The organism is Cohaesibacter marisflavi, assembly GCF_900115225.1.
Classification (GTDB): domain Bacteria; phylum Pseudomonadota; class Alphaproteobacteria; order Rhizobiales; family Cohaesibacteraceae; genus Cohaesibacter; species Cohaesibacter marisflavi.
In genome coordinates this window covers 704,535-728,495 of the sequence record NZ_FOVR01000001.1, presented here as the reverse complement: position 1 = coordinate 728,495, position 23,961 = coordinate 704,535, and the positions used below count along the sequence as shown (strand labels likewise).

Annotated in this window: 22 protein-coding genes; 8 read left to right on the top strand and 14 right to left on the bottom strand. The window is 52.4% G+C overall.

The genetic code is table 11. The annotated features are described in order from the left end of the window. Positions 1 to 205: 205 nt before the first annotated feature. The 6 genes from BM258_RS03330 (at position 206) to BM258_RS03305 (ending at position 8,251) form a co-directional block, all read left to right on the top strand. Positions 206 to 1,453, top strand: a complete 1,248-nt coding sequence (locus BM258_RS03330; protein ID WP_090068996.1) for a threonine ammonia-lyase — start codon at positions 206 to 208, stop codon at positions 1,451 to 1,453. Positions 1,454 to 1,615: 162 nt separating this feature from the next. Then, positions 1,616 to 3,349 carry a methyl-accepting chemotaxis protein gene (locus BM258_RS03325; protein ID WP_090068786.1) on the top strand — a complete coding sequence of 578 codons (1,734 nt, stop codon included), beginning with the start codon at positions 1,616 to 1,618 and terminating at the stop codon, positions 3,347 to 3,349. A gap of 342 nt (positions 3,350 to 3,691) precedes the next feature. Next, positions 3,692 to 4,204, top strand: coding sequence for an RDD family protein (locus BM258_RS03320; RefSeq protein WP_090068784.1), 513 nt, complete (start codon positions 3,692 to 3,694; stop codon positions 4,202 to 4,204). A 270-nt stretch (positions 4,205 to 4,474) separates the two neighbouring features. Further along, complete coding sequence (locus BM258_RS03315) at positions 4,475 to 6,301, top strand: SLC13 family permease (protein ID WP_210186632.1); 1,827 nt, start codon at positions 4,475 to 4,477, stop codon at positions 6,299 to 6,301. A gap of 93 nt (positions 6,302 to 6,394) precedes the next feature. Then, positions 6,395 to 7,141 (top strand): arginyltransferase, encoded by a 747-nt coding sequence (locus tag BM258_RS03310; RefSeq protein ID WP_090068994.1) that lies wholly within the window; start codon positions 6,395 to 6,397, stop codon positions 7,139 to 7,141. A gap of 84 nt (positions 7,142 to 7,225) precedes the next feature. Then, positions 7,226 to 8,251: an endonuclease/exonuclease/phosphatase family protein gene (locus tag BM258_RS03305; RefSeq protein ID WP_090068780.1), complete on the top strand. Its 1,026-nt coding sequence runs from the start codon at positions 7,226 to 7,228 to the stop codon at positions 8,249 to 8,251. Between the two features lie 45 nt (positions 8,252 to 8,296). On the opposite strand, the gene parC is transcribed toward BM258_RS03305, so the two are convergent. From parC to rpoZ, 8 genes are all read right to left on the bottom strand, one after another. Next, positions 8,297 to 10,537: a DNA topoisomerase IV subunit A gene (parC, locus tag BM258_RS03300; protein WP_090068778.1), complete on the bottom strand. Its 2,241-nt coding sequence runs from the start codon at positions 10,535 to 10,537 to the stop codon at positions 8,297 to 8,299. 140 nt (positions 10,538 to 10,677) lie between these two features. Further along, positions 10,678 to 11,418 carry a DNA repair protein RecO gene (recO, locus tag BM258_RS03295; RefSeq protein ID WP_090068992.1) on the bottom strand — a complete coding sequence of 247 codons (741 nt, stop codon included), beginning with the start codon at positions 11,416 to 11,418 and terminating at the stop codon, positions 10,678 to 10,680. A gap of 90 nt (positions 11,419 to 11,508) precedes the next feature. Further along, positions 11,509 to 12,444, bottom strand: a complete 936-nt coding sequence (gene era / locus BM258_RS03290; protein WP_090068776.1) for a GTPase Era — start codon at positions 12,442 to 12,444, stop codon at positions 11,509 to 11,511. A gap of 61 nt (positions 12,445 to 12,505) precedes the next feature. Continuing rightward, positions 12,506 to 13,198 carry a ribonuclease III gene (gene rnc, locus BM258_RS03285; RefSeq protein WP_342029347.1) on the bottom strand — a complete coding sequence of 231 codons (693 nt, stop codon included), beginning with the start codon at positions 13,196 to 13,198 and terminating at the stop codon, positions 12,506 to 12,508. Positions 13,199 to 13,479: 281 nt separating this feature from the next. Then, complete coding sequence (gene lepB / locus BM258_RS03280) at positions 13,480 to 14,232, bottom strand: signal peptidase I (RefSeq protein ID WP_090068772.1); 753 nt, start codon at positions 14,230 to 14,232, stop codon at positions 13,480 to 13,482. A 244-nt stretch (positions 14,233 to 14,476) separates the two neighbouring features. Further along, positions 14,477 to 14,893: a holo-ACP synthase gene (acpS, locus tag BM258_RS03275; RefSeq protein ID WP_090068770.1), complete on the bottom strand. Its 417-nt coding sequence runs from the start codon at positions 14,891 to 14,893 to the stop codon at positions 14,477 to 14,479. Between the two features lie 88 nt (positions 14,894 to 14,981). Further along, a complete protein-coding gene (locus BM258_RS03270; protein WP_090068768.1) occupies positions 14,982 to 17,222 on the bottom strand; it encodes a RelA/SpoT family protein in 2,241 nt (746 codons plus the stop codon). A 256-nt stretch (positions 17,223 to 17,478) separates the two neighbouring features. Next, a complete protein-coding gene (gene rpoZ, locus BM258_RS03265) occupies positions 17,479 to 17,883 on the bottom strand; it encodes a DNA-directed RNA polymerase subunit omega (protein WP_090068766.1) in 405 nt (134 codons plus the stop codon). A 377-nt stretch (positions 17,884 to 18,260) separates the two neighbouring features. Here rpoZ and BM258_RS03260 point away from each other — a divergent pair, with 377 nt between their 5' ends. Continuing rightward, positions 18,261 to 18,848, top strand: coding sequence for a LabA-like NYN domain-containing protein (locus BM258_RS03260; RefSeq protein ID WP_090068764.1), 588 nt, complete (start codon positions 18,261 to 18,263; stop codon positions 18,846 to 18,848). A 134-nt stretch (positions 18,849 to 18,982) separates the two neighbouring features. On the opposite strand, the gene BM258_RS03255 is transcribed toward BM258_RS03260, so the two are convergent. From BM258_RS03255 to BM258_RS03230, 6 genes are all read right to left on the bottom strand, one after another. Then, on the bottom strand, positions 18,983 to 20,029 hold the full coding sequence (locus BM258_RS03255) for a dipeptidase (protein WP_090068762.1): 1,047 nt from the start codon (positions 20,027 to 20,029) through the stop codon (positions 18,983 to 18,985). A gap of 68 nt (positions 20,030 to 20,097) precedes the next feature. Continuing rightward, positions 20,098 to 20,838, bottom strand: coding sequence for a glutamine amidotransferase-related protein (locus BM258_RS03250; protein WP_090068760.1), 741 nt, complete (start codon positions 20,836 to 20,838; stop codon positions 20,098 to 20,100). A gap of 48 nt (positions 20,839 to 20,886) precedes the next feature. Continuing rightward, positions 20,887 to 21,183 carry an AzlD family protein gene (locus BM258_RS03245; protein WP_090068758.1) on the bottom strand — a complete coding sequence of 99 codons (297 nt, stop codon included), beginning with the start codon at positions 21,181 to 21,183 and terminating at the stop codon, positions 20,887 to 20,889. After that, the gene (locus tag BM258_RS03240; RefSeq protein WP_090068756.1) at positions 21,183 to 21,932 is read right to left on the bottom strand and encodes an AzlC family ABC transporter permease; all 750 of its coding nucleotides are present in this window, start codon (positions 21,930 to 21,932) and stop codon (positions 21,183 to 21,185) included. Before BM258_RS03240 ends, BM258_RS03245 begins: the two co-directional genes overlap by 1 nt. Before the next feature lie 113 nt (positions 21,933 to 22,045). After that, positions 22,046 to 22,498 carry a YtoQ family protein gene (locus BM258_RS03235; protein WP_090068754.1) on the bottom strand — a complete coding sequence of 151 codons (453 nt, stop codon included), beginning with the start codon at positions 22,496 to 22,498 and terminating at the stop codon, positions 22,046 to 22,048. 41 nt (positions 22,499 to 22,539) lie between these two features. Next, positions 22,540 to 22,950: a MerR family transcriptional regulator gene (locus tag BM258_RS03230; RefSeq protein WP_090068752.1), complete on the bottom strand. Its 411-nt coding sequence runs from the start codon at positions 22,948 to 22,950 to the stop codon at positions 22,540 to 22,542. Positions 22,951 to 23,053: 103 nt separating this feature from the next. Between BM258_RS03230 and BM258_RS03225 the strand changes: the two genes are divergently transcribed. Next, positions 23,054 to 23,875: a cation efflux transmembrane domain-containing protein gene (locus BM258_RS03225; RefSeq protein WP_342029346.1), complete on the top strand. Its 822-nt coding sequence runs from the start codon at positions 23,054 to 23,056 to the stop codon at positions 23,873 to 23,875. Positions 23,876 to 23,961: the final 86 nt, after the last annotated feature.

Sequence of the window (23,961 nt, the reverse complement as noted above, 5' to 3'; positions counted from 1 at the left end):
AACTAGCGCACGGGAAATGGTCAAAACAGTTCTTTATCTCTTCATCAACGAAAAAAGGCGAGGTTCGACAACCACCAGCACTCTTCCCGACTGGTTTTTCCGATCCGGATACCACCTTCGCTTTAAGTGGTGCAAAATCATTTGAATGCGCGGCGATGTTAAGGCATTGTCTCTGAACCATTTCCTACCAAAGCGAGCCAATGTGATGTCTGATCGTTCTTCCGCCTCAAACCGCCCAACTCTCTCTGACATCATGCAGGCTGCCGACAAGATCAAGGGCGCGGTCCTGCGTACTCCGACGCTACCCGCCAAACAGCTCTCCGACATTCTGGGCGCGAACATCTACGTCAAATATGACAATATGCAGGTGACCAACGCCTTCAAGGAACGGGGCGCGCTTAACAAGCTGCTGTCTCTGAGCGAAGAAGAGCGTAAGCATGGCGTTATTGCCATGTCTGCAGGCAACCATGCACAGGCCGTGGCGCTTCATGCGACGAGACTGGGTATTCCTTCTCTCATCGTCATGCCGGAATTTACGCCCTTTGTAAAAGTCGCGGCCACGAAAGGCTTTGGTGCTGAAGTTATTCTGGAGGGCGAAACTGTCGCCGAAGCCGGGGACGCGGCCATGCGCCTTGCCAAAAACAGAGGCCTCACCTTCGTTCACCCCTATGATGACTATAAGATCATCGCCGGACAGGGCACCATCGCTTTGGAAATGCTCGCCGACGTGCCGGATCTCGAGACATTGATCGTGCCCATCGGCGGAGGTGGCATGATTTCCGGCATAGCCATTGCCGCTAAGAGCATCAACCCAGAGATTGAAGTGATTGGGGTTGAGAGTGAACTCTATCCAACCATGTATAATGAGCTCAAGCACAAGGACCTGTTCTGCGGGGGGCAGTCTCTGGCCGAAGGCATTGCCGTCAAGAAAGCGGGCAAATTGACCGCTGAAATCGCCTCAGAGCTTCTGGACGACATCATATTGGTGACAGAACGCGACATAGAGCGCGCCATCAACGCCTACGCGACCTATCTCAAGACGATGGCAGAAGGCGCCGGAGCGGTGCCATTGGCTGCCGTTATCGCCGAGCCGGCCCGTTTCAAGGATAAGAAAGTTGGTCTGGTTCTGGGGGGTGGCAATATCGACCCTCGCCTACTCTCCTCGATTATCGTGCGCCAGCTTGGCAGAAAGCAGCAGATCGTCGGACTGCGGATCACCATTCCGGATCGCCCGGGTATTCTCGCCGAACTTTCCAGCATCATCGGAGACCTTGGTGGCAATATTCTGGAGGTCGATCATCACCGCACATTCCTGAATGTTCCGGTCAAGGGAGCCTCCATAGATATTACCATCGAAACCCGCGATGCGGCTCACGCCAATGAGATCATCATGGCCATCGAATCAGCGGGACACAGTGTGGAATATCTCAACAAACCGGACATTTCTGACTAAAATTTTATCGTAAAAACAGGTAATTTTACTATGAGATGCAGAAATTTTTCTTGTGATTACAGGTTTTTTTGGCACCTTGAATTATTTCGTTAACCATTTTCAAGTGCATCTGCATTGATAATTTTCTCATGTGTCCTTTTAACTAGAAGAACCTTGAGACCGATGTCGCAGCATAGCCAACAAAACAACCTTTCAGAGCTGGAACAAACCTTCTCCTTTATTTCCGCAGGAACCGCAACCAACGGCATTCAGGCGGTAACCCCGAAGCTGGAAAAAGACCTTCCTTCTGTGTCCAAGACGATTCGTTCTTGCATTGACCAGCAAACGGATTTGGCGCGCATGTTCCAACCTTCAATGGGGAGCCAGACCACGGCAACGTTGGGTCAACCCGCACACCTTGCCAGGATGCTGAAGGCTTCCAGCCCCTCCGAGATTGTGCGCAACAGCAATGAGAACGGCGCAGCACTCAAGGCATCAGGTGCAAGCGCCAATGCTGTCATGGCGCTCTATGCCAGATCACTCCTTGAACTGGTGCCGTCCATTGCAAAATCCCATCGGGGTGGCAGCAAGGCTCTGGTTGCTGAGATGCAAAATGTTATATCTCTTATCTTCTCTGATATGATAGGCACCTTATCGGCTCTTGGCGACGCATCGGGCTTTGCCTCTCAGGGTGACAGCGGCTGCCATCAAGGCAACTTGCGCGCGCTTTCCAATGCTGCCGTAGAAATCAACGAAATCTGCGCTGACATGGCCATTCTCACGCGCAACACCCACACCGCCACGAGCAATGTACAGGCAATCTCGGCTGCGGTTTCCGAGTTGGCTGGATCAATCGGCCAGATTTCCGAAACATCGGATCTAACGGCTGATGGCGCCAAAGAGACACATCAAACGGTCACGCAGGGGCTCGCCACAATGCAGGCCGTATCCTCGGCCATGACCAACATTGCAACCGCTTCATCACAAACGGAGACGAGCCTCAATGACCTTGTACAAGCGTCTGAGCAGATCGGCTCGTTCCTTACGGTCATCGACAAAATCGCCAACCAGACCAATCTGCTGGCGCTCAACGCCACAATAGAAGCTGCTCGCGCGGGTGAAGCTGGTAAAGGCTTTGCCGTGGTTGCTAACGAGGTCAAAGCGCTCGCCGGACAAACAACCAAGGCGACGGAAGACATCACCAACCGTATCAACGCGCTCAGCGGCGGCATGCGCACCATTCAAACGGCTGTTTCAACCTCTCGTGAAGCGATTGGTGATGGTGAAAACGCGATTCATGGTGCGAACCAGTTGATGGAGCAGATCGGTTCGCAGGTGGGTGAGGTCAACCGCAACATGCAGGAAGTCTCCCAGATTATCCAACAGCAAACCGTTGCGACGCAGGAGATTTCTGAATCGGTCACAGGCGTGGCCGAACTGAATGCCGAAAATGAAAAAATGCTCATCGGCATGTCTGACACGCTCCAGAACAGCAACGACCATTTTGCAGAGAATGCCAGCACCCTGTTCCAGGATGGTGATGCATTGTCCCTTTGCGAAATGGCCAAGATCGATCATGTGCTGTTCACCAAGCGCATCGTCAATATTCTCACAGGTCGTGAAAATGCCAAAACTGCCAAGCTGGCCGATCACCACGGCTGCCGTTTGGGGCAATGGTATGACGGTATCAACGATCCGGAAATCCGGCGTCTCCCGGCCTTCACCGCATTGGAGGCTCCGCACAAGAAAGTTCATGATGTAGCAATCCAAATCGTCAAGGCCTGCGCAGAAGACAAAAAGGATGAAGGTTTTGGTCTTTTGCGTGATCTGGAAAAAGCCAGTTCTGACGTCATTGACAGCATTTCACGCCTTGTAGCGACACTGGAACAGAAAAGCTCCCTGCGGGCCGTTTCCTGACGTCGTCTCAACTGACAAACAAAGAGGCATATCAAAGAGCGTGATATGCCCCTTTTGTTTGCCTCTATATCGGACAGCCCACACGGGCAAATATCCGCTCGACGATTGCCAATATTCTCCTGCGCATGCTGTAAAAAACAGTCTAATATCCGTCACGTCGCCACGAATTTTATTCGACGGTTATTGACGCTAGATTTTCAAGAGCCGTTTTTCACTATATTTTCTCACCAAAAACCGAAATATCCTTGAAAAGTCCTCTCAAGATACGCACCTCATCTATATCAATTGCGCACTCCGCCCGACACGGGCAAACAGACAGGACCAGAAAGGATCCTCTTTTCGATGAACAACGCCAATGCGGCTTACGAACCAAACGCGGAACGCAGGAATGCATTCAACCCGGACATGCATCCAGCCCTATTTGATGGCATTCTCTCCCGCCGCATTCTGGCCTTTCTCATCGACTCTTTTCTGATCATGCTTTTGATGATCGCGGCATCGCTGGTTATTGCCGTGGTGGGCGTTATCACTTTCGGGATAGGTTGGCTGCTCTATGCTGCGTTGCTCCCCATCGTGGCCCTGCCCTATATCGGTTTGACACTGGGCGGCTATAAAGCGGCGACACCGGGAATGCGTGTGATGGGGCTAGAGATGCGGCTGTGGTATGGTGCCAAACCCTATGCGCTGTTGGCCATCATGCACAGTCTACTATTCTGGTTTGGCAACACGATCCTGACGCCCCTCATCATTCTCGTCGGGCTTTTCACCCGCCGCAAGCAACTGCTGCACGACATGATTCTCGGCACCATGATCATGGATCGCGATGCCCTTCGGGATCTTGAATCCTTGCATTAAGTTGCCGTTTTCATGATTTGTTTTATTTCAAGTGCCCGCTTTTGGCGGGCATTTGCATTTTGATGCTAGCTTTTAGGCTCGTCAGTGGGCTTTGTGTCTAATTCCATACGGATATCAGCAGATTGCCTTTGCAAATAAGTCAATAATCTGATTTTCTTATGCCCTGAAGGCCATTTTAGGTCCTTCCAAATCTATAATTTATTTGGTCATGCGTTTTCTTGGGAGACACCGTCTGCGCTCTTTGTCAGGCTGGTAAGGACTGTCTTACTTATGTACCTAACTGCTGAAGTGCAAATGTGGCTCACGTTTGCCGTTATTCTTTTCTCGATTGTTTCCTACAGTCTCGAATATTTTTCGATCGAAATTACAGCTTTAGGCTCATTGCTGCTTCTGATGCTGGTATTTGTCGGATTGCCCGCAACCAGCGAAGCTTCGGATCTTGTTTCTCTTGACGATCTTCTGGCGGGGTTTGCCAACCCGGCACTCATTGCCGTCTTGGCTCTTCTCATAATCGGTCAGGGTCTGTTTCAAACAGACGCTCTGGATAAACCGGCGCAACATATCACGAAGCTAGCCAAGAGACATCGATATATAGCCTTTGTCGGCGTCTATATTTCCGCGGCTTTCATCAGTGCCTTTATCAATAACACCCCAGTGGTTGTGATGTTCATTCCCATCATGACGGTTGTGGCTGGCAACTTGCGTCTGTCGTCTTCCAAAGTGCTGATGCCCTTGTCCTTCATCTCTATTCTGGGAGGTATGACAACGCTGATCGGCTCATCGACCAACCTTCTGGTCGCCGATGCAGCCCGCAAGGCGGGAGTGCTTGATCTCAATTTCTTCGACTTCACCGAAATCGGGCTGATGGTATCGAGCATCGGTGCCATTTATGCGCTTTTGGTGATGCCGAAAATCTTGCAGAATCGCAAGAGCATGGCGGATCAGCTCAGCCAAACGACCGGCAAGCAATTCATTGCCCAGATCCCCTTGAGCGAAGGCGACGCACTTGTCGGAAAAAAGGCCGTTGCTGGCATGTTCCCCGATCTCAAGGACATGACCGTCAGGCTCGTGCAGCGGGGCGAGACGCCCCATTTGCCCCCTTTTGACAATGTTACCCTGCAGGCGGGAGACACGGTTGTCGTGGCGGCAACCCGTCAGGCCCTGACGACCGCCCTTAAGGGTGGACACAAAATGGCGAAAGTGGCCGACAATCAGCGTTTGAAGGAAATTTCGCCCAAGACAGACGTCACGCTCGCGGAGGTCATCGTACCACCGGCCTCGCGCATGTCCGGACAGACCATCGCGCAAGCTTCTTTCCGTTCCAAAACCAATTGTATCGTGCTCGGTGTTCAGAGACGCTCTCGTATGCCACGCATGGCCATGAGTGACATTCGCCTGGAGGCGGGCGACGTATTGCTCGTAGGCGGAGCCCGTGACGATGTGGAGGCATTGCGTCTCAACAAGGATCTGTTGCTCATCGAGCTTTCCAGCACCGATGTGCCACGCCGACGTTACGCTCCCCGCGCGATCCTCATTTTTCTGGCGACAGCCTTGGCGACAGCTTCGGGTTTACTGCCCATTGCCACGGCGGCGCTGGCAGGTGCCTTTTGCATGATCGTCTTCAAGTGCCTCAACCTGCGGCAGGCTGTGCGCTCGCTTGATAGCAGAATCTATATGCTGGTGGGGTCATCGCTCGCCAGTGCTGTCGCGCTTCAGAATACGGGTGGGGCGAAATTCATCGCTGGCGCGGTCGTTGACGCCATGCAGGGTCAAGACGGCTGGGTGCTGCTCTCAGGCCTGTTCTTGCTCGTTGCCGTGTTGACGAATATCCTGTCAAATAACGCAACGGCTGTGCTGTTTGCGCCCATCGCAATCTCCATTGCAAACCAGACCGGCCTCCCGGTTGAACCCTTTGTCGTCTGCGTCATACTGGCTGCCAACTGCTCGTTTGCCACCCCTATCGGCTATCAGACCAATCTGCTTGTCATGGGCCCCGGCCACTATCGATTTGCAGATTTCCTGTGGGCTGGCATTCCGCTCATGATCATCATCTGGCTGAGCTTTACCTTCATTGCTCCGTGGTACTATGGGCTATGAGGCTTTAGGTGAATCCTTTATAGACCTCAGTTGTACTTTTCTTGACGTTGCAAATCTGTTTTGATGGATTCTGACAAGGAACTATTGCAACAAATGACAAGACACGCCCTAGAGAATCCGCAATTCTATTTGACCTCACCACAAGACTGTCCCTATCTCGACGATAGGCAGGAGAGGAAGATTTTTACCTATCTCGTGGGTGCAGAAGCCAAGAATCTCAATGATCTCTTGTCCGTAGGTGGCTTTCGCAGAAGCCAGACGATTGCTTATCGCCCCGCTTGCGCGGACTGCAATGCCTGCAAGTCCGTGCGCGTTTTGGTTCCCCAGTTTGAATTCTCCAAGAATCAGCGAAAGATCCTCAAGCGCAACAGTGATCTTGTCCGCATAGTAAAACCCGCTCTGGCAACGTCCGAACAATATGCCCTGTTCCACCGCTATTTACGATCCCGCCATGATGATGGAGGCATGGTGGAAATGACCGAAGCGGACTATATCGCCATGATAGAAGAGACCCACATTGAGACGATTGTCGTCGAATATCGACGCCGTGTAGAGGGCCATGCAATCACCGGCAGCGCTCACGGTGAGCTTATCGCTGTTGCTCTCACCGATGTGCTGGATGATGCAACATCCATGGTCTACAGCTTCTTTGCGCCAGATATGGATCGCCGCAGCCTTGGCACCTACATCATTCTGGACCACATCCGGCAGGCCATCGAAAATGGCCTCTCCTATGTCTATCTGGGCTACTGGGTGGCCGAGTCTGCCAAGATGTCCTACAAGACGCGTTTCAAGCCGCTGGAAGTTTTAAGTTCTGAGGGCTGGACGTGCCTTGATTAAATCTCATTTTTGATGTTTTTCACCCACAACCACGATTTCCCTTGAAACTTAGGGAGGGTGATTCACGACAATCATGAGGGTCGCATGCCAAGGCGCATCAGATTAATTCTGGATATCTGCATATTCGCTGGGTTGGCCACGGGGGCCATCATCTCTTCCCTTGCGCTATTGGGGGCTTTCGTCCCGATTCTGGATGTCATCAATCATTTCCAACTCGTCATCATGACCCTTGGGCTCATTGCGCTGGCAATGAGTTTTGTCTGGCCGAGCACCCTGTTGGCTCTCAAGCGCTTCGGGCGTTGGCTCGTGCTCTTTATTCTCTGCTGTTCAGCGATCATTTTGCTACCGGAATATTTTCACAGGCAGTCGTTTTTCCAAGCTGACGCGGCCCTGTCCGAGAGCCGTTCTGTGACGCCCCTGAAGCTTATGAGTTTTAACATCTATATGGGCACGCGCGACAAGCAGGCTCTGGCAGATACGATACTCTCGGCCAATCCCGATGTTGCCGCATTGCAGGAGTACGCGCCCAAGCGCTTCCGTAATCAGCCAGACCTGAAAAAGGCCTATCCCTTTCAGGCGCGTTGTCAGTCATGGCGCATCTGCACCCTTGCCATCTATTCAAAGCACAAGCTCACCGATATCAAATCCTACAATATCGGCACCCAAGCCCAGAGAAACCCCATGCATGGCAAGCTTCTGGCAGCAACGGTTCATCCAGCAGGGGCGCGTGCCTTCCGGCTCTATAGCGTACATCTGGCTTGGCCGCTGCCTCTTGCCGAGAAGCAAGGGCAATTGGCAACCCTATCGCGCATCATTGACGAAGAGAGAAAGCAATGGACGCTACAGGTCATCGCTGGGGATTTCAATTCAACAGGTTGGGCCTTCCGTGTGGATGCCTTTGCCGAACAAGCAGGCCTTGAGCGGCGCGATCATTTCGTTCCGACCTTCCCCTCGCCCAATTCGGTTATCAAGCATCTGCGTCTGCCGGCCTTTCTGAGCCTTGATCATATCCTGACCAGCGCCACAATTGAGTCGACCTCTGTCGAACGCTTTTCAGCGCCCATCGGCGACCACTGGCCCATCATGACGACGCTCTATATGCCTCACTGACACCTGCGCATATAAAAACACCGGAGCAAGCTCCGGTGTTGATGATCAATTCTCGAATTTGTTGCTCCGCGGAAAGCCATTGGGCGGCAAGCGCCCGGCCTGTCCGCGTTCACCGAGCCATTCAGCCAAGTCATCCAAAGTTCGATGATAGCTGCGTCCGGAGCTGTCTTTCCATGTCAGGCCTTCCTCGCCAGAGAAAGTGATCACGTCTGAAATGCCGCCGTCCTTGTAGCGCTGAAGCATAACACCGCGACCCCGGTTCATTTCGGGCAGCTGTTCCAGCGGGAAGATCAGCATCTTGCGGTTTTCGCCGATGACGGCAATACGATCGCCCTTGGCAACCTTGCAGAGCTTGGCCTCGACCGGAGCGCTCACATTAAGCACCTGTTTGCCCTTGCGGGTGTTGGCGATGAGGCTTTCTTCCTTGGTTATGAATCCTCGACCATCTGTCGCCGTCACGAGCAGCTTGCGATCGGGCACATGCACAAACATGTCGACCACATCGACGCCGGGCTCCATGTCAATCATCACGCGGATCGGTTCGCCATGGCCGCGCCCACCTGGCAGCTTGTCAGCCTGCATGGTGAAGAAACGCCCATTCGTGCCCATAAGCAGCAGCTTGTCTGTGGTCTCGGCCTGAACAGCAAATTTGAGTTTGTCGCCATCCTTGAAGTTGAGGCTGCTAAGATCAGAGATATGCCCCTTCATGGCGCGGATCCAGCCTTTTTCAGAGAGAACCAGCGTAACCGGTTCGCGCTCGACCATGGCCAGATTGATATCTTCGATATCACGCTCGCTGGCTTCGCCAAACTGCGACCGACGACGCCCCAGTTCGGTATCCGGCCCGAAAATCTTGTAGATCTCACGAATTTCCTTGGAAATGCGCTTCCACTGCAACTCTTCGGAACCCAGCATCTCAATCAGTTCGGCCCGTTCCTTGCTGAGACTATCATGCTCGGTGCGGATCTCGATTTCTTCAAGTTTGCGCAAGGAGCGCAAGCGCATGTTGAGGATTGCCTCAGCCTGAATTTCAGACAGGCTGAAGGATTTCATCAACTGGGCTTTGGGCTCATCCTCATAGCGAATGATGCGGATCACTTCATCCAGATTGAGATAGGCAATCAGATAGCCATCGAGCACTTCGAGGCGATGCTCGATCTTGCCAAGGCGGTAACGCGACCGACGCTGCAACACATCACGACGATGATCAAGCCACTGCCGCAACACTTCGCGCAGGCCCAGCACCCTTGGCACGTTATGCTCATTGAGCACGTTCATGTTGAGGGAGATGCGGCTTTCAAGATCGGTCAACTTGAATAGCGCTTCCATCATCAGGTCAGGATCAACCGTGCGGTTCTTCGGCTCCAGCACAACGCGGATATCTTCAGCCGACTCATCACGCACATCGACCAACAGGGGCAATTTGCGGTTCTGGATGAGATCGGCGATCCGCTCGATCAAGCGCGACTTCTGAACCTGATAAGGAATTTCTGTGACAATGATCTGCCAGGCCCCGCGGTTCAGCTGTTCGATTTCCCATTTGGCTCGCACGCGGAAGCCACCGCGCCCGGTCTGATAGGCTTCAAGGATATGCTCCTTGGGCTCGACAATAATGCCGCCGGTTGGGAAATCCGGCCCGGGCATCAGATCGAGCAGCTTTTCATCTGTACAATTGGGATATTTGATGAGGTGAAGGGATGCTTCACACAGCTCGGAAACGTTATGCGGCGGAATGGAGGTCGCCATGCCCACGGCAATGCCGCTTGAACCATTCGCCAGCAAATTGGGAAAGTTCGCAGGCATGACAACGGGCTCTTTGTCCTCGTTGTCATAGGTCTCGCGAAAATCCACAGCGTCTTCGTCAAGCCCCTGCATCATGAGGCGAGCGACCTCGGTCATGCGGGCTTCGGTGTAACGCATCGCAGCAGCACTGTCGCCGTCGATGTTGCCGAAGTTGCCCTGCCCGTCCACCATGGGGTAGCGCGAGGCGAAGCCCTGCGCCAGACGCACCATGGCATCATAGACAGCGGTATCACCATGCGGGTGATATTTACCAATCACATCGCCCACAACACGGGCAGACTTCTTGAAGCCACCCGTAGGGTCCATCTTGAGCTGGCGCATTGCATAGAGAATGCGGCGATGCACCGGCTTGAGGCCGTCGCGCACATCTGGCAGCGCACGCTGTGTGATCGTTGACAAGGCGTAAGCAAGATATCGCTCTTCCAACGCTTCGCGCAGGTTGATGCTCTCAAACTCGCCGGACTTTACAATTTCGTTTCCCATGCAGGTTGGTTATAGAAAAAGGGCGATTCGTGCAATTGTTTGCATCGCGAATCAACCATATTCCAGCAGAATAGCCCCCAGTTTGCACGCCGGCGACATATCCGCTTAGGTTCGAAGGTCACCATCCGTAACCACGATGTCTAGTCTTCCAGCGTCAAATCCTTGCGCACGGCGGCTATGAAGCTCTTTCTAAGGTCCGGTGCGTTTCGCTCCAAGGGGCGGTAGACATGGCGATCCAGAAAAAAGGATGTCAGCTCAAAACCCTGGGACAATTCCTCAAAGGAAACACGGTTTGACGACGCTTTACCGCGCAGAAAGGCTGGCAGTGGCAGCATGCGGTCATGATAGGGTTTGCCAGCTTCAGCGCAAACAGCCCTGCCCGATTTGGGCGAAACATAGATGAGATCGTCTGTTCGGCCTGTGGCTGCGCATTGCTCCAGATCGAGCCCATAGCCAAGCTCGGAGAGCATGGCCAACTCATAACGCACCATGAGCTCACCGGCGACATCGCCTTCTTCGAACTCATCCACGATCACCTTGAGCGCCTGAAACAGATATGGATGCGCATCCCGCTCGGGCAAGAGACGGGTCAGCTCCGATATGAACTGCATCCCATAGGTGCCAAGCGGCAGGGCCATCAATCTTGCGGCACGGGAGGTCAAAAGCTCTGTTGTCATTTGACCCAGATGGTTTTCCAGCCGTGCGCGCCAAACAACCGTGAGACTGTTGCCCGGTTGCAAGACGGGTTGCTGACGGCGCGAGCGCCCCCCTTTGACGAGCCCCATCACGCGCCCATGGCTACGGGTCATCACCTCCAGCAAAACAGAGGTTTCACCGTGCCTTTTCGTGCCAAGAACAATCGCTTCGTCAGTCCATTCCATATGGCAAAGATGCTTTGGTTCGACGAAAAAGGGAAGAACCAAATGAGGTTCTTCCCTTTTCATTCATTCACATTTATCGCGTAGCAGGCGTTAGATAGGGAAATCGATACCCATTTCACGATAGCGTTCCGGATCATCAACCCAGCGCTCACGCACTTTAACAAACAGGAACAGATGCACCTTGGTTTCCAACAGCTCCATCAGCTCTTTACGAGCTGCGGTGGAAATGGCCTTGATGGTGGCGCCGCCCTTGCCCAGAACGATCATTTTCTGGTTGTCACGTTCCACATAGATCACCTGCTCGATCCTGACCGAACCATCTTTCTTCTGCTCCCATTTTTCGGTTTCCACCGTTGAAGCATAGGGCAGTTCCTGATGCAGGCGCAGAAAAACCTTTTCTCGGGTAATCTCGGCTGCCAGCTGACGCATGGGCAAATCCGAAATCATGTCTTCTGGATAAAGCCAAGGCCCTTTCGGCATATGATCTGCGAAATAAACCATCAGATCATCCGTGCGATCACCGTTAAGAGCCGACACCATGAAGGTTTCGTCAAAGGCGATACGATCATTGAGCTGCTGAGCCAGAGCCAACAGGCTATCGCGTTTCACAAGGTCGATCTTGTTCAGGATCAGAACCTTGGGCAGTTTGATATCCTTGAGGCGATCGAGAATATCCTCGATCTGCTCGGTTACCCCTTTGCGCGCATCCACGATCATGCCGATGACGTCGGCATCCTTGGCTCCCCCCCATGCGGTATTGACCATCGCCGTTTCAAGACGGCGTTTGGGGGCAAAGATACCCGGGGTATCAACGAAAATAACCTGCTTTTCGTCCTTCAGTGCAATGCCCCGAATAAGCGAACGGGTGGTCTGCACCTTGTGTGTGACGATGGACACCTTGGAGCCGACCAATTCATTGACAAGGGTCGACTTACCCGCGTTTGGTGCGCCGATCAGGGCGACATATCCGCATTTGGTTTCTGTTTCCGGCATGTCACCAGACATTGGAGAGGATGTATCTGACATAAACGTCCTTATGTTTCAGGGCCTTTGTTTCAAAGCCCTTGTGAGGTAATCGAAGGGGACGTCACTTGACGTCCGCACTCCACTGTCCTTCTCTTATAAGCATCGTCCGGGCAGCATCCTGCTCGGCAATGCGTTTTGACGGGCCCTTGCCCTGTGCCGACTTGAGGGTCGGCACTTCGACATTCAATGTGAATTCCGGTTCGTGGTCGGGGCCTGTGCGTTCCACCAGCCGATAGGTTGGCGGTGGCAGCTTGTTGCCCTGCACCCATTCCTGCAATGTGGTTTTGGCATCGCGCAACGGACCGGTCCAGTCCAGCATGCGCCTCTCCCAATAATGCTTGACGATATCGCGGGCTTTCTCGAAACCGCCATCTATATAGATGGCTCCGATGATTGCTTCGCATACATCACCTAGGATCGCTTCCTTTTTGCGACCACCAGCCTGCGCTTCTCCCTCGCCGAGGCGGATATAGGGGCCAAGGCCGATTTCTCTGGCCACTTCTGCGCAGGTTTCATTGCGCACAAGACCATTGAAACGACGGGCCAATTCCCCTTCATCTGCCTTGGGAAAGGCTTTCAGCAACATATCGGCTATCGTGACAGCCAAGACGCGATCACCAAGAAATTCATGCCGTTGGTAGGTTTGATCTACCTGCAAGCGTGGTGACGCAACAGTACTGGAGTGGCTCAAAGCGCGTTCCAGCTGTGATCTGTCCTTGAATTTATAGCCGAGATGCTCTTCTAGTTTTGCCACATCTCTTTTCTTCATGTAACCCTAACCTGTTTCCTTCCTTTTGTATTTTCTAACATCAGTATTTTATTGCAGAGCCTTATATAGAGAATGCCACACAGAGAGTTTCTGCGCGGCATATTTCTTGATATATGAGGTCTCTTCTTTGCCAATCAAGACGGTCTTATGTGTAGCAAACCGCACTTTTTAGCAAGTCTCCTGTTACATTTATACAGACAATCGGGAGTGAAGCAACTGGCGGCCAGCGTCCACTCCCAAACTGACTTATTCATGCAACTCTGTTTCTAGTCATTGGTATCCGGCTTGAGGCTTGTGAACCAACGTTCCCAGCGGGCTGCACTTGGCCAACTCCAGATCTCCCAAGGGGCCTTGCCATCGCCAATGGAGAAGAAGATCACCTGAGCCTTGCCGACCAGATTTTCAAACGGCACATAGCCGACGTTGCTCAAGACACGGCTGTCCGAGGAATTGTCCCGGTTGTCACCCATCATGAAGTAATGGCCTGCGGGCACTTCATAAACCGGCGTGTTATCGAGATAGTTGTTGTCAGTCAGGTTGAGCGTGGTGTAGCTGACGCCATTTGGCAGGGTTTCGCGGAAGCGTTCAACCCGCGTCTTGCGCCCCTGCGCGTCCGTATCGATGAAGTCTTCAATCCGCTCATGCTGAACCGCGGTACCATTGATATAGAGCTGACCGCCAATCATCTGGATCTTGTCGCCGGGTAACCCGATGACGCGTTTGATATAGTCAACCGACGGATCGCGCGGCAATTTGAACACGACAATGTCACCGCGCGTGGGTTCGCTGGCCAAAATGCGCCCGGAGAAAAGAGGCAAACCGAACGGCATCGAATAACGCGAATAGCCATAGCTATATTTTGAAACGAACAGATAGTCGCCAATCAGAAGTGTCGACTTCATGGAACCGGAGGGTATCGAGAAGGGCTGAAATAGAAGCGTTCTCACCACGAGCGCTAGAAGCAGCGCCTGAATAATGACCTTGATGGTTTCCCCAAGGCCACCCTCATTTTCTTTCATGCTATCGTCTGACACACTGAATTCTCTTTTTTAAATCATGACCGGCAGGTCTTTGTAAAAAACTGGCCGATGGCCTTGTCGGTCATATCCATTCAAATTGGTTCATGTTTGGTAATAGCGGTAGCGTACCGCCGATACAATCAAGAAAACACAATGGCAGAAAAGTCTGGCATTCCTGTGTACATATGACCGTATAAGTGAACAAAAAAGCAGTTCGAAGGGTCTTTGTACCCTGATTGTGGCGCTATTGTGCTGACGGCCAGTTTTCCGGGATTGCCGAAATGATGACATAGGCCTGAGCGATGGGATATTCATCCGTGATGGTCAGATCAATCTGAGGCACGAAACCGGGCGGGATCATAGACTGCATTCGCTTCAGCGCGCCGTTGGTTAGCACCATGGTCGGCTTGCCGGTCCAAAGGTTGCTAACACCCATATCACGCCAGAAGACACCATGAGAAAGCCCGGTTCCCAATGCCTTTGAACAGGCTTCCTTGGCAGCGAACCGTTTGGCATAGGAGGCTGCCCTCTGAGCCTTGCGCTCCGAGCGTGCAATTTCCTTTTCGGTAAAGACACGCTGGATGAAGCGTTCGCCAAAACGATCAAGAGATTTTTCAATGCGTCTGATGTCGATCAGATCATTCCCGGTGCCGATAATCATGCGTTTGTTTCTTCCTTTCTCTTCATGCCTCGCCCCGGTCAGGCTTTTGTTTAACTGCGCCTCTGACTGGTCTGTCAAACACCTTCAATCAGTTGACTCGCCATGCCTTGGACACTGTTTTCTTGCTACGGATCTGTTCGATAATCCGGTTGAGATGATTGAGGTTCCAGACTGACAAATCGATAGTCATTTCATGGAAATCACTCATCTGATGCTCCATCTTGATATTCTCGATATTGCCGTCATTCTCGGCAATGACATTGGCGATAGACGCAAGACTGCCCGGTTCATTGAGGATGGAAACCTCGATCCTTGCCGGAAACCGCTCTGTATTCTCCTCATCGATATCCCAACGGACATCAAGCCACCGCTCCGGCGTGTCTTCAAACTGACTAAGAGCCGGAGAATGAATAGGGTAGATGGTAACCCCCTTACCCGGAGTGTGGATACCAACGATCCTGTCGCCTGGCACGGCTCCTCCTTCAGGGGCGAAGGTAACGGGAATATCGGCAGAAAGGCCACGGATCGGGATAGACCGCTGACCGGACTGATGGGCGTTCTTGCCATTTTGCTTTCGGCCAGAACCGGGAATGCGGAATTTCATGGCCGAGGCATGAGGCAGGCCGAACCACCCTTCCCCGCGCTCGCCTTCGCTCTGGGCTGCCCGCTGGTCCTGATAATCCGGGAACACCGCCTCGATCACCATACGGGACTGGAGTTCCCCTCGTCCGACGGCCGCCAGCGCGTCGTCCAATGTCTGAAAACCAAGCCGCGACAAGGCGACCTTGATCTGTTCGGTGGAATATTCCTGATCAGCCCGTTTGAAGGCATTCTGCAAGATCTGCTCACCAAGGCCGGCATATTGCTTGCGCACAGCTGCTCGCGTAGCCTTGCGAATGGCAGCCCGCGCCTTGCCTGTGGCCGCAATATTCTCCCATGCTGGCGGTGGCGTCTGCGCCTTGGAGCAGATAATTTCAACCTCGTCACCATTGTTCAGCTCGGTCACCAGCGGCATGACGGCGCCATTGATCTTACAGCCGATGCAGGTATCCCCGATATCGGTATGAACCGCATAGGCAAAATCAATGGGAACGGCACCACGTGGCAAGGCAATGACGCGCCCTTTTGGCGTGAAACAGAAGACCTGATCCTGAAACAACTCCAGCTTTGTATGCTCGAGGAACTCTTCAGCCGAGTTACCCGACGAGAGCAGCTCAACTGTCTGTCGCAGCCATGAATAGGCGTTGCTGTCGCGGGCCAGACGCCCCAAAGACCGCCCCCCCTTGGTCTTGCCGCTAACATCTTTATACAGTGCGTGGGCCGCGACACCATATTCAGCGAACTGGTGCATTTTATGCGTGCGGATCTGCAACTCAACGCGCTGCCGCCCGGGGCCGATCACCGTGGTGTGGATGGAGCGATAATCGTTGGGTTTGGGGGTTGATACATAATCCTTGAAGCGACCGGGTACGCACGGCCAGATGGTGTGCACGATGCCGAGCGTTCGGTAACAGGCTTCAACATCTTCCACCAGCACGCGGAAGGCATAAATATCGGACAATTGCTCAAAGCCGATATTCTGTCGCTGCATCTTGCGGAAAATGGAATAGGCCTTTTTTTCACGACCACGAACGGATGCCTTCAAGCCCTTCTCAGCGAAAGTCTTTTCCAACTCCCCTTCAATTTCGGAGATGATGGTCTTGTTGCGCTGACGCACCTCTTCAAGACGTGCATTGATGGCTTCGTAAGCTTCAGGATTGACATATTTGAAGGAAAGACCTTCCAACTCTTCGCGAATATCCTGCATGCCCATACGCTCGGCGAGCGGCGCGTAGATATCGATGGTTTCCTGTGCGATACGATGGCGCTTGTGCTCGGGCACATAGTGCAAGGTGCGCATATTGTGCAAACGGTCTGCCAGTTTGACGATCAACACGCGCACATCATCGGAGATGGCGAGCAACAGCTTGCGGATATTTTCCGCCTGCTTGGTGCGGCGGGACACCAGATCAAGCTGGCTGATCTTGGTCAGCCCCTCAACGAGCTTGCCGATTTCTTCGCCGAACATGGAATCAAGTTCTGTGCGTGTTGCGTCTGTATCTTCCAGCGTGTCATGCAACAACCCGACGGCGATCGTTCCATCATCCAGCCGCAAATCCGTCAGGATGCCGGCAACCTCGAGAGGATGCACGAAATAAGGGTCACCGGACGCACGCTTCTGTTTGCCATGTTTGCGCATGGAATAGACATAAGCCTTGTTCAACAGGGCTTCGTCAGCATTGGGATTATAGCTTACAACTCTCTCGACGAGTTCGTACTGACGCATCATGGCGAAGAAGAGACCTCAATTGTTAAGCGCCCGAAACCACTCGAGCCCATACGGTTTGTTTCCAAACCAGAAACCGGAACGCTAAAAACTAGAAACTGAAGACGATGTTCTGCTGGCGGAGACTCGCCAGACTGGGCAAAACCGACTCCAGACCATGCCGGACAGCCAGAATTGCAGAACAAAGTAAAAAAGCCAATAAAAAAGGCGGACTTATGACGCCCGCCTTTTCAAACTCAAGTCTGATACCTTGCTGCGCTCAGTCGTCGTTACGATCTGGCGGCACTAGGCTTTCCAATCCGCGCAGAAGCTCTTCTTCAGACATCTGGTCGAAGACGACTTCATTCTTGTTCTCAGAAGCAACACCTTCATATTCGGTGGTTGCAGCTTCGTCAGCGGTGATCAGCTGAACTTCTTCAGTCTCGGGCTCATCAACCTCAACATATTTCTGAAGCGAATGGATCAGATCTTCTTTCAGGTCTCCCGGGGATACAGTTTCATCTGCAATTTCCCGCAGGGCAACAACCGGATTTTTGTCATTGTCGCGATCAACCGTAATCGAAGAGCCACTAGAAATCATGCGCGCACGATGACCGGAAAGCAGCACGAGCTCGAAACGATTCTCAACCTTATCAACGCAGTCCTCAACAGTGACGCGTGCCATAGACGATCTCCTTAATGGGGGATTTTCCCCCTAGATAAAGCGATTTTTTTTATTTGACAAGGGCGAACCTTTGCAAAACTGGGCCTGAAACCGATTTCATACGCTTTTGTCAAAATTTTGGATACCATATACATGATTATCATGTTGTGATTTCGTTTATAATCTGTTTTTCTTGGTGGTTATTGAATATAAATTTGTATAGACTAAGAATCGATTTGATTTCGCGAGATTGCAATTCATTGTTTCGAATAATTTAAAGATTCAATAACGCATTTTTAAATCTTGCATTCACTTACAAGGCTTAGAGCAGACGTGTTTGTATACGACACTCATCCTGAAATTGAATCCAACGAAAAACCAGCATAAAGGGTGACTCCGTGTTTGATCCTAGAGAAAAAGTTGCGCTATTTATCGACGGGGCCAATCTGTACGCAACGACCAAGACTCTTGGTTTCGATATTGACTACAAAAGGCTTCTGAGAGAATTCCGCGGCAAAGGGTATCTTCTGCGAACTTACTACTACACTGCCCTGGCCGAAGATCAGGAATATTCATCCATTCGTCCTTTGATCGACTGGCTTGATTATAACGGTTATCATGTTGTTACCAAGCCGACCAAAGAATTCACGGATTCTGCCGGACGCCGAAAAATCAAAGGCAACATGGACATCGAGCTAACCATTGATGCGATGGAGCTTGTGGAGCATGTTGATCACTTCGTGATTTTCTCTGGTGACGGAGATTTCCGCAAACTTGTAGAAGCCTTGCAGCGCAAGGGTCGCAAAGTCAGCGTTGTTTCAACGATGTCAACCCAGCCGCCAATGATCGCTGATGAGCTTCGCCGACAGGCAGATCATTTCATTGATCTGGCCCATATCGCAGACCGCATTGGTCGCGACGCGAGTGAGCGCCCACAGCGGATGCCTGTACAGAATGACTATGAAGATGGAGACTATGACGATTGATCGTCAGTCCGTCTGCCCCCAATTGAAAAAGCCCCGTTTTCATACGGGGCTTTTTTTGTTCGCCATTCAAGCTGTGTCTGGACCGTTCCAAAAAGAACAGCCAAATGCCCGAATAGCATCGGCCTGCCCAAAAATCAAAGGCCAGAACGCTCCAGCATGGAAAGCCAGTTCTTGTAGGCAATCTTGGCAATCAGCTCATCACCAAAGCCACGCGCCTGCATCCGCTCTATCAGAGCTGGGTTTCCGGCTGCGGAGCCAATCCGACGCGGCACTGTCGTTCCGTCAAAGTCCGAGCCGAGACCTACGCCCTCTTCTCCCAGTTTCTCGACGAGATAGGCCAGATGGTCGACCATGATATCGAGGTCCATATCCAGCTGGGACTTGTCTCCATCCGAGCGCAGAAAGCCGATTGAGTAATTCAGCCCTACCAGCCCCTTGCTTTCAGCGATGGCCGAAAGCTGTTTGTCCGTCAGGTTTCGACGCGATTTGCAAAGGGCATGCACGTTGGAATGGGTTGCAAGCAGCGGCTTGTCGGATACCGCATGGACATCCCAGAACCCTTTTTCATTGAGGTGAGACAGGTCGATAAGGATGTTGAGCGCATTGCATCGCTTGACCAGTTCCTTGCCAAGCTCAGTCAATCCCGGGCCAGAATCAGGACTTCCGGGGAAATCAAACGGCACGCCATGACCAAAGATATTACTGCGGCTCCAAACCGGACCAATGGACCGCAAACCAGCTTCATGTAAAATGGACAAAGCATTGAAATCTGCATCAATCGCTTCAGCCCCTTCGATATGGAGCATGATCGCAAGAGCATTGTCTTCCATCGCCTTTCGAATGTCCTGACTGGAAAGACAGATACGAATGCGATCACTAGATTCCCGCGCCAGAAGCATTGCGCGCGCCATCATGGCGTCGGTCAAGTCGAACGCGTAGGTCTGCTCAATCGGCTTTACCATGGACTGGAAGTCCGGCTTGCTGCCCAATTCCTGCACTGGCGGCACGAACATGGCAAACAGCCCTCCGGCAAAGCCGCCTTCCTGCGCCTTGGGAAAATCGATATGCAGGCGTTCATCCCCTTCCATAAAGGACATGGGAGAGCCCTCACGCGCGGCCATTTCAAGCCTTAGCAACGTGTCATTGTGGCCATCGAAAATTGGCAGGGAAGCATTGTCCATTTTAATCTCGTTTTTCTTTTTGTTTCGTTGCGCCACTTACGGCATCGATTCAATCGCAGGACCGGCGCTCAAACTGGTTTGCGATCCCACGACTGATGAAAGAACAGCATCATCCATTGCGCCACTCGGTCCGCATCGACCGGGTCATTCACATGGGATAAAGCTACATCTGCATCTTGTTCTGTCATGGCAGTGCCGCGTCTCTTGTGAAGCATGGTTTCCACGATACCGCTGGATAACTCGGGATGGAGTTGCAGGGAAAGCCCAGCCTTTCCATAAGCGATCATGCCATTGGGGCAGAATTCGTTGCCCGCGATCAGACAACCGCTTTCAGGCAAAACTGTGACTTGATCCTGATGACTCGCCTGTAGCGCAAAAGTTTCGCCATCGCCATTCATCCATGCGGGGCGTTCCCTGTCGTTCAGGGAAATTTTATAGGTGTGGACAGCCGCTCCCCATTTGCCCGAAGGCGCTTTTTCAACCACGCCCCCCATAGCTGTTGCCATGATCTGATGGCCAAAGCAGATGCCAATGGTTGGCTGGTCGGCCTTGATCGCCTCTCTGATGAAGGCTTCAAGACGGATCATCCAGGGCAGTTTTTCATAAGCGCTGTGCAGTGATCCAGTTACAATCCAACCGTCACAATCCTTTGTGTCTTCAGGGAAATTGTCCTCATAGACATCATAGCTGGCAAAGGTCAGGCTCGGCTCCTGCTTTAAGAGCAACGCCTTGAACATATCATCAAACGTACCAAACTGTTTGACGAGCTCCTCAGGCAGCGGACCAGCAACAAGCAAACCAATTTTCATACCATCAAAGCTCCAGACAAAAGACTTTCCCGGCTGATGCCGGACAAATTATCCTAAAACTTGTCGCAAAAGCGCTACGGCAACGGCTCCTATGATGACCATGGGAATCGTGGAAACCCGCACCCCTGCGACAACAGCAATTGCAAAAGCGGCCCATTCGCTAGGGCCCCCATCGACCACAGCCGGTGCGACCAACGTTGTCAACACGGCCGCTGGCACGGCATCCAGCCCCGCTTGAACGCGAGGATGGATCCGATCAAAGCGCGTGAGGATGAGGTGGCCGCCGATGCGCGTTAGATAGGTAACGATTGCGCCGCCAATGATAATCCAGAAAGTGGCTGTCATCACCGCGCCCCTTCCTGTTTATCACCGGTTTCTTCATCCGACACTGGGGCGAAAATTGCCGCAGTCAGAATACCAACGGCCGCACCGATGGAAACATGCCAGGGAGATCCAACCGTTTTGGCGGCAATAATCGAAGAGGCTGCACTGACAAAGACAATCGGGTACCAGAAGGGCCGTTTTCGAAATCCCATGAGCAAAGCCATGAAATAGATCGGCAAGATGAAATCGATGCCCCAGGTATGAGAATCCTCAAGAAAATTGCCGAATATGGTGCCCAGCCAGGTCATCCCGACCCATCCGACATAGACCACAAACACCAGCCCCATATACCATGAGAACTGCACATCCTCCCCCTGCTCTGCGCGTCTTTCCGTTTCAGCATAGGCCGGATCAACCAGAAAGAAAAAGCCGAACATCTGGCGAACCCATGACCAGTTGGCTACATGTTGCCCAAGCGAAGCAGAATAGAGGATGTGCCGGAAATTGACGGCGAAAATGGAAAGAATAACGATCCAAGCGGGGATATGCTGCCCAAAGAGTTCAAGCCCCACCAACTGACTGGCGCCTGCAAAAATAGTCGCACTCATCAGAACCGCATCAAAGGCAGACATGCCATTGTCAATGGCGAGGGCTCCGAACAGTGCACCGAAGGGTCCAGCCGTTATTACTACGGGAATGCCGCGCCGCATTCCTTCAAGAAACAGACGGCCGGGAGTCATGCTGTCATCAGCTAATCGTTTTCCAGTCATAGATCTTCTATAGGGCATTGCCCGCCCGCGGTCTTATCAATTGTTTTACAAAAACCATAACGGGAACTGATTAGTTGCATGTTCTGCTCGTCTCTCGGCAAAGGATCGGAGCATTAAGCGAGTTTGCCTTCCATGACATACCGCAGGATCTGCACGACTTCTTGTGGCGTTTCGGTCACGGCAAGCGCTGCGGCATCCACTTCCTTTAGCGCATGCTGATGATCTTTACCGTGCATGACAATCATGGGCTTACCCAATGCTGCGGCGAAACCTGCATCGAAGGCTGCGTTCCATTGCTTGTATTTTTCACCAAAGCGCACCACGACAATATCAGCGGCTTCCAGCAATGTGCGGGTTCTGATGGCGTTGAGCTTTGCCCCTTTGTGATCGTGCCAGAATTTATTCTCTTCCTGCCCCAGAATTACGACACCGCAATCATCCGAAGCAGCGTGGTCCGTAACCGGACCAGAAAAGCATACGGGCAAATCCAATGCCTTTGCGCCTTCTTCGATCTGGTCGCGCCAATCGGTGTGAATTTCTCCCGAAAGATAGATCGTCCAAGTCATAAACGTGTCCCCTGCGCTTAGATGATAGATAGATGAGTTCGTCAGTGCTCATAAAGGCAATGACTGTGATCGGCAAGGCTTTCGATAACGGAACATTCCGCAACGCATTCCCCCTCGCAATGAGACATACGCTCAAGCTCGGCTTCAAGGCGCTGTAAACGGCTGATCCGGTTGCGCACATCAGACAGATGGCGTGTCAGAATTTCATCAGCCCCCGAGCATGGGCATGACGTGTCTTCTTTAAGGGTCAACAGGGACTTGATGTCATCGAGATGGAAACCGAGGTCACGGGCATGCTTGATAAATATCAGGCGCTTCAAATCGTCTGCCTCATAGCGACGCTGATTGCCTTGGCTGCGATCCGCCGGCGCTATCAGACCGATCTTTTCATAATAACGTATGGTGGGAACCTTCACGCCACTCGTCTTGGACAGATTACCGATCGAGAGCATATCAACATTTCCTTCCTGATTTTGTCCTTCAGGCCTTGAAGCTATAGTGACTAGAGCTATTATACTGGTGCTCATCGCACGCTTTCAATAGAAAAAGGAGCACATGATGAGCCAGGCATATTCGGGCACAACCGATCATGACAGCTGCGGATGCAGCGCTTCTGCACAGCCTATACCCTCAAAAAGCCTCACAAGCGAGACGTGTTGCGGCACCTGTAGCAGCCATGATGCGCATTCCCATGATCATGAGCATGAGCATACTCATGCTCACGCACAACCACAGCAAGACTCCTGTGGCGATTCCTGCGGATGTCACGGCAATCCGGTGTTCGATGGCGTAGACAAACGCTACAAGGCCGTACTCTGGACCGTGATCGCTCTGAATGGCGGTATGTTCCTTGTTGAAATCATCGCAGGGCGGATGGCCGGATCACAAGCCTTGCAGGCAGACGCTCTGGACTTTCTTGGTGACTTTCTGACCTACGGCATCAGCCTTGCTGTGATCGGCATGAGCCTCAAGGTGCGTTCAACAGCGGCTCTAGTCAAGGGCTTCAGCCTTCTGGCTATGGGCCTCTGGATTTTTGGGTCCACTCTGTATCAAGTGCTGTTTCTGGATGTACCAAGCGCAGAAATCATGGGTGTCATCGGCTTCATGGCGCTGGCAGCCAATGTAAGCTCCGTCCTCCTACTCTTGCGGTACAAGGATGGTGACGCCAATGTGCGGTCCGTGTGGCTTTGTTCGCGCAATGATGCCATTGGCAACATCGCCGTAATGGGCGCCAGTGTCGTGGTCTTTTACACCAATTCAGCTCTGCCGGATATCGCTGTGGCGCTGGTGATGGCCGGCCTGTTTTTGCGATCGGCGCAATTGATCATCACGCAATCTGTCCAGGAATTTCGACAAAGTCATACAATATCTGTTTGAATCACCCGAGATTGTGGCAAAAATGTGCAATTTTTCAAGCAAATGAATGGATTTATAGCCATCCAGTATGTAGAAGATCATGCTAA